Origin of the sequence: Desulfonatronospira sp., from assembly GCA_003563255.1 — a bacterium.
GTDB lineage: Bacteria > Desulfobacterota > Desulfovibrionia > Desulfovibrionales > Desulfonatronovibrionaceae > Desulfonatronospira.
The window spans coordinates 1-5,303 of the sequence record PWSL01000528.1 but is presented as its reverse complement, the minus strand read 5'-3'; the positions used below and the strand labels follow the sequence as shown (position 1 = coordinate 5,303).

Genomic DNA, 5,303 nt, shown 5'->3' with positions numbered 1-5,303 from the left:
ATATCCGCGATGAAATGCGCCTGTCCTCCATGCTCTTTGAGCACTCCGGCAAAAAGGTGGGCTACCACTCACCGTGTCACCTGTGCCGTGGGCTGGAAGTCCGCGAGGCCCCGCGCAAAAACATCGCCCTGGCCCACGAGTATGTGCCCACTGACGAAGAAGAGGTCTGCTGCGGTTTCGGCGGAAGCTACTCCATGAACTTCCCTGCCGTATCCAGGACCCTGCTGGCCAAGAAAATGGCCAACCTGCAGGCCGGTCAGGTCTCGGCCGTGGCCACCGACTGCCCCGGGTGCGTCATGCAGATCCGCGGTGGCATGGCCAAAGACGGCAAGGACATCCAGGTCAAGCATATAGCCGAACTCCTGGCTGAACAGCTCAAGGGCTGATCATACCGTGATGCCACCTCCCCCTGAATTCATGGGGGATGGGGCATCTTTTTATCGACCTCTATCCGATATAATTTGGAATATTATGGAACAGATTGGTTGTAAAAGTAACCATTTTTTCCATTATCCAGGGGAATGCAAACAATAGTGCCAGGAAAATTGCAATAATCTTCGGCACAATGGTCAGGGTCATCTCCTGGATCTGAGTCGCCGCCTGCAGTATACTGATGGTTATACCTATGATCATGCCTATACCCAGCATGGGCAGGGCGATTATGAGCGTGGTCTCGATGGCGTGTCTGGCAAAGCCGACTACGAATTCAGGTGTCATAATGCTGACTCCTCCAGGGTTAAAAAAGTTTAAATACCAGTATCTGTTCAGCGCTTTGCATGCAGCACTGGGACTGGCTCTCCCCGCACTAATTTTTAGCTTATGTGAAGATCATTACTGAAAAATTAGTGCAGGGGTGCATGTACCCTGCTTTCCATAAAAGCGCTGACAAATACCAAAGTCCCGTCAGACAAAACTGTTTACAAGAGATCCTACCAGCAGGTTCCAGCCATCCACCATAATGAACAGCAGCACCTTGAAGGGCATGGAAATCATGACCGGGGGCAGCATCATCATGCCCATGGACAGAAGCACACTGGCCACCACCATATCCAGGATCAAAAATGGTATGTAGATAAGAAAGCCGATTTGAAAAGCGGTTTTGAGTTCACTGATCATAAATGCCGGTATCAGCAGCATGGTAGGCACGTCCTCGCGGGTTTCAGGCCTCTCCAGACCGGTAATGGAGTAGAAAATGGACAGGTCTCTTTCCCTGGTATGCTTGAACATGAATTCCCGCATGGGGCCTTCAGCCCTGGACAGGGCTTCCTGGTGGCCGATCTCTTCGTTGAGGTAGGGCTGCAGGGCCGTCTGGTTGATTTCTGTGCCCACGGGGGCCATTATGGCGATGGTGAGAAAGATGGCCAGCGCTGCCAGGACCTGGTTTGGAGGCATCGACTGGGTACCCATGGCTTTTCTGATAAAAGAAAATACAATGATAATGCGGGTAAAGCTGGTAATGGTCAAAACTATGGCAGGAGCTACAGACAATACGGTAAGCAAAAAGAGTATTTCCAGCCCCACTGCTATGGTGTCGGGCTGAGCCCGTTCCCCTGAGAGCTGCATAGACAGCGAAGGCAGTACAGGTTCCTGGGCCTGGGCCAGTAACGGCCACAGCAGAACCGCCAGACTAACTACTGTCAAAATCAGAGCTTTTCTGGGAAAGCACTCTGGAAAAATCTTGGTCTTGTTCATGGTCCGCATCCATCTCTTTTAGCAGGTTTATCTGGGACTCAGTAACCCCCAGTACCAGATACTTATTCAAAAAGCGGACCACCACGATACTTTTTTTGGGCCCCAGGCTCATTACAGCCTTTGTCTGAAGATATCCCGAGCCGGAAATGCCCAGTCCGGCTTTGTGCCCATATTTTTTCAGGAGATAATATACCAGAAAAATCAGGCCTAAAATAATTAGCAGGGCCGCGGCCATTTTAATCCCGGCCAGGCCCATGTCCATGGAATTTTCCATTGCCTTATCCAAGCTGTTTGATCCTTTCTACAGGGCTGATTATATCTGTGAGCCGAATGCCGAACTTTTCATTGATGACCACAGCTTCACCCCTGGCCACCAATTTTCCGTTCACCAGCACTTCCATGGGCTCTCCGGCCAGCTTGTTGAGCTCAATAACAGAACCCTGGCCAAGCTGCAGCAGTTCGTTGATGAGCAGCTGAGTCCCTCCCAGTTGGGCCGTAACCGTCAATGGAATGTCCAGGATAAAATCAAGGTCTCTCTTGGTTCCCTCGGTCTTTTTCTTGGCCTCCTGTGTCAAGTCTTTGAACCTGGCATTCTTGCTCTGGGCGGACAGGGTTCTTTGCTGCTGCTCATCCTTGAAATTCTCCTCTTCATCAGAAGCCAGAGCTTTGGCCCACTCTTCAGCAAGGTTGTCCTGGGATCCTTCAGTGGAGTCATCATCTTCTCCTGTTCCACCTTCATCAGTGACAGATAAATCTTCCTGGTCTTCCAGGGCCTTGGCCCATTCTTCGGCCAGTTTATCCTGTTCGTCCAGTTCGTTATTCATTTTATTATTTTTTGGGCTCATACTAAATCCTTGAGTCTAAAAATTGGTTTCCTCTTCCTGGACTACTTGAAAGGCCTTGTTGCTCTTGGCGAACCCCGGAATACCATGGAACTTTAAAACCCCCTGCACGTATGCCTTCATAAGATCCTCCTGGTCGGTATCCAGCATAAGGATATCCCCTTCCTCCATATTCAGAAGCTGTCTGCCTGTAATCCTTGTTTGGCCCATGGTTACGTGAAAATCCACCGGTATCTCCAGAAGTCTTTCCTTGAAGCGGCTGAGCCAGGCATGATCCACTTCCAGTCTTTCAGACTGATAAGAGGCATAAAGTTTTGAACGAATGGGCTCGATGGTGGCATAAGGCAGGCAGACAACCATGGAGCCTATGGCGTTTTCCAGTTCCACCTCGAAGGTTATCACCACAACCACGTCACTTGGGGGAACAATGGTGGCAAACTGCGGGTTGACCTCGGATCTGATGAGTTCGATGTTTACCTCGTGCACCGGTCGCCAGGCGTCCTCAAGATTGCTCAGAAGCATCTTGGAGACCTTGACCACTATACTCTGTTCGATGGGTGTAAAGTCCCGGCCTTCAATTTTGGGCTGGGACCCGGTGCCCCCGAAAAAATTTTCCACCAGAGCAAACACCAGCCGGGTATCGATTATCATGAGGGCATTTCCCCGCAGGGGATCTACCTTAAAGATATTGATACTGGTAGGAACAGGCAGGGAGCGCATAAAGTCCCCGAACTTGGACATGTCTATGGAAATGGGGTTAAAATCCACTCTCTTGCGCATGGCATTGGCCATTGTATTGGTGGCCAGCCTGGCAAAACGGTCGTTGATGATCTCTAAAACCGGCATACGTCCCCGGATTATCCGATCCTGGTTGGACAGGTCAAAGGTCACCACCCCGGAATCGTCTTCAGGAACGTCCGTCTCGGCATCAACCTCACCACCGGTCAATCCCTGCAACAGTGCATCAACCTCTCCCTGATCAAGTATCTTGTTCATAAATAACTCTGTACCTCACTGCACCACAAATTCTGTAAAGTATACCTTATATACCTTGTTCTGGCCGATGATCTGGTTTATGCGCTCCACAATCTCATTGCGGAGCTGTATTTTCCTTTCCATGGTTCTCAGGTCCTCAAAGGTCTTGCTGGACAGCAAAAGAAGGATAGCATCCCTGACCTGGGTCCTATTGGCCTGCAGGTCATCGGCAGCTCTGCGGTTCACCGCTTCAACCTCTATTGCAGTGCGCAGGTACCTTCGTCCCAGAGGATCCGCCAGGTTGACCACAAAGGGCTCCAGTTCAACCATCACAGTATTTGCAGGCCTCTCCTGGCGCTCTGAGGGAGGCGCAAAATCTTCATCGTTTTGCTGTTGCTCCATAAAATAATTGTAGCCAAAAAAACCTGCTCCACCCAGCATACCCAGGATTAAGAGCATAAGTAACAACTTCAGCCCCAGAGACTTTTTTTTCTTTTCTTCCTTGCCGTCAATATTCTCTACTTTCTTTTTCTGGGCCATATAATTTTCCTGCCTATATTGGTATAAAATGCATATTTTTCAGAGTTTGTAAAGAACGGGCCGGTTACATTTATCACCATCGCTGCGTGAGAATTCGATGGATTATACGGGTCATCTCCCTGCCCGTTCAGTTTTCCTCTGAGGTCCTACCACTACAGCGACACTTTGTGAAAATTATCGCCTCGGCCATCGGGGACAGGCACCCCCGCACTTATTTTTAGCTTATGTGAAGATCATTACGGAAAAAATAGTGGGGGGGTGCCTGTCCCCTGCTTTCCTTAAAAGGGTTAAACAGATACTACATATACGCTCCAGGCGTTTTCTTGAGCAGCACTTCAACCCTTCGATTGCGGGCCCTGCCCCGCTCTGTATCGTTGTCCCCCACCGGGAAATGTTCACCGTATGCTGAAACCGACAGTCTGTCCTGTTCGATATCATTGATGATGAAATACTCAGCAACCGCCATGGCTCTTTCTGCAGCAAATTCATAATTATCCATGTATATCCCTGGAATATTATCCGTATATCCGGCTACGTTGACCGGGGCGGGCCAGGCCTTCACCAGCGGGATCAACTGATCCAGGATCTGTCTTGCATGCGGCTGAAGAGTAGTCTCTGCAAAGGGGAAAAGAAGATCTCCGGTCATCATCAGTGCAATCCCCTCCGGACGCATTAGTATTTCGAGGTTTTTCTCCAGGGTGCTTTTGCTTACTTCCGGAGGCAGTTCCTGCTCCGGGAAGAGCAGATCCTTTATGCGATCCTCTTTTTCAAGAATATCCCAGGGATTATCCAGGATATCCTCCATGATAACAGCTACATCAGGCAGTCTGCCCGCCGTTTTGGGGGTTAGAAAACCTACATCCTGCTGAAAGACTGTCACTATTTCCCTGACATACTCCCGATCCATGGTGGCCATGCTCAGGACAAGTACAAAAAAAGTCAGCATGACGGTTACCAGGTCTGAAAAGGTCAACATCCAGATAGGCTTGGGAGGCCCGCCTTTATTGTTTTTTTTTCTGGCCATCACCGTATTCCTGAAAAAAATCAACATTACAGCGAAACTTTGATTATGTTCGCAGGGGATTTGCCTGTCCCCGATGGCTACACAGCGATTATATCTTGTTTCGCTATAGCACTACAGCGAAACTTATGATTGACCTCCGGGGACTGGCTCTTTTGCCGCCAAATTTTTGGAGCAATTGTTATTTATCAACCGGCAAAAGTGCCTGTCCCCAAGTGAGATCAATATTATAT

General features: G+C 49.5%; 8 protein-coding genes. 1 reads left to right on the top strand and 7 read right to left on the bottom strand.

Annotated elements, in window-relative coordinates; translation table 11 throughout:
* The coding region (locus QZP87_RS15310) for a (Fe-S)-binding protein (RefSeq protein ID WP_291323794.1) at nucleotides 1–386 on the top strand (386 nt) is incomplete at its 5' end.
* A gap of 61 nt (nucleotides 387–447) precedes the next feature.
* Here QZP87_RS15310 and fliQ read toward each other — a convergent pair.
* The 7 genes from fliQ to QZP87_RS15275 all read right to left on the bottom strand — a co-directional run bounded on the left by fliQ (nucleotide 448) and on the right by QZP87_RS15275 (nucleotide 5,073).
* A complete protein-coding gene (gene fliQ / locus QZP87_RS15305; RefSeq protein ID WP_291323793.1) occupies nucleotides 448–717 on the bottom strand; it encodes a flagellar biosynthesis protein FliQ in 270 nt (89 codons plus the stop codon).
* Between the two features lie 186 nt (nucleotides 718–903).
* Complete coding sequence (fliP, locus tag QZP87_RS15300) at nucleotides 904–1,692, bottom strand: flagellar type III secretion system pore protein FliP (protein WP_291323792.1); 789 nt, start codon at nucleotides 1,690–1,692, stop codon at nucleotides 904–906.
* Nucleotides 1,628–1,966 carry a flagellar biosynthetic protein FliO gene (gene fliO / locus QZP87_RS15295; RefSeq protein WP_291323791.1) on the bottom strand — a complete coding sequence of 113 codons (339 nt, stop codon included), beginning with the start codon at nucleotides 1,964–1,966 and terminating at the stop codon, nucleotides 1,628–1,630. The genes fliP and fliO overlap by 65 nt, the downstream gene beginning before the upstream one ends.
* A gap of 4 nt (nucleotides 1,967–1,970) precedes the next feature.
* On the bottom strand, nucleotides 1,971–2,516 hold the full coding sequence (gene fliN / locus QZP87_RS15290; RefSeq protein WP_291323795.1) for a flagellar motor switch protein FliN: 546 nt from the start codon (nucleotides 2,514–2,516) through the stop codon (nucleotides 1,971–1,973).
* Between the two features lie 36 nt (nucleotides 2,517–2,552).
* Nucleotides 2,553–3,530, bottom strand: coding sequence for a flagellar motor switch protein FliM (gene fliM, locus QZP87_RS15285; RefSeq protein ID WP_291323790.1), 978 nt, complete (start codon nucleotides 3,528–3,530; stop codon nucleotides 2,553–2,555).
* A 15-nt stretch (nucleotides 3,531–3,545) separates the two neighbouring features.
* Nucleotides 3,546–4,049, bottom strand: a complete 504-nt coding sequence (locus tag QZP87_RS15280) for a flagellar basal body-associated FliL family protein (protein WP_291323789.1) — start codon at nucleotides 4,047–4,049, stop codon at nucleotides 3,546–3,548.
* A gap of 298 nt (nucleotides 4,050–4,347) precedes the next feature.
* The gene (locus QZP87_RS15275; RefSeq protein WP_291323788.1) at nucleotides 4,348–5,073 is read right to left on the bottom strand and encodes a flagellar motor protein MotB; all 726 of its coding nucleotides are present in this window, start codon (nucleotides 5,071–5,073) and stop codon (nucleotides 4,348–4,350) included.
* Nucleotides 5,074–5,303 lie beyond the last annotated feature (230 nt).

Excerpts from the sequence above, each read along its gene's own strand:
- fliQ (WP_291323793.1), bottom strand. The coding sequence starts at position 717 with ATGACACCTGAATTCGTAGTCGGCTTTGCCAGACACGCCATCGAGACC.
- fliM (WP_291323790.1), bottom strand. The coding sequence starts at position 3,530 with ATGAACAAGATACTTGATCAGGGAGAGGTTGATGCACTGTTGCAGGGA.
- QZP87_RS15275 (WP_291323788.1), bottom strand. The coding sequence starts at position 5,073 with ATGGCCAGAAAAAAAAACAATAAAGGCGGGCCTCCCAAGCCTATCTGG.
- QZP87_RS15280 (WP_291323789.1), bottom strand. The coding sequence starts at position 4,049 with ATGGCCCAGAAAAAGAAAGTAGAGAATATTGACGGCAAGGAAGAAAAG.
- fliO (WP_291323791.1), bottom strand. The coding sequence starts at position 1,966 with ATGGAAAATTCCATGGACATGGGCCTGGCCGGGATTAAAATGGCCGCG.
- fliP (WP_291323792.1), bottom strand. The coding sequence starts at position 1,692 with ATGAACAAGACCAAGATTTTTCCAGAGTGCTTTCCCAGAAAAGCTCTG.
- fliN (WP_291323795.1), bottom strand. The coding sequence starts at position 2,516 with ATGAATAACGAACTGGACGAACAGGATAAACTGGCCGAAGAATGGGCC.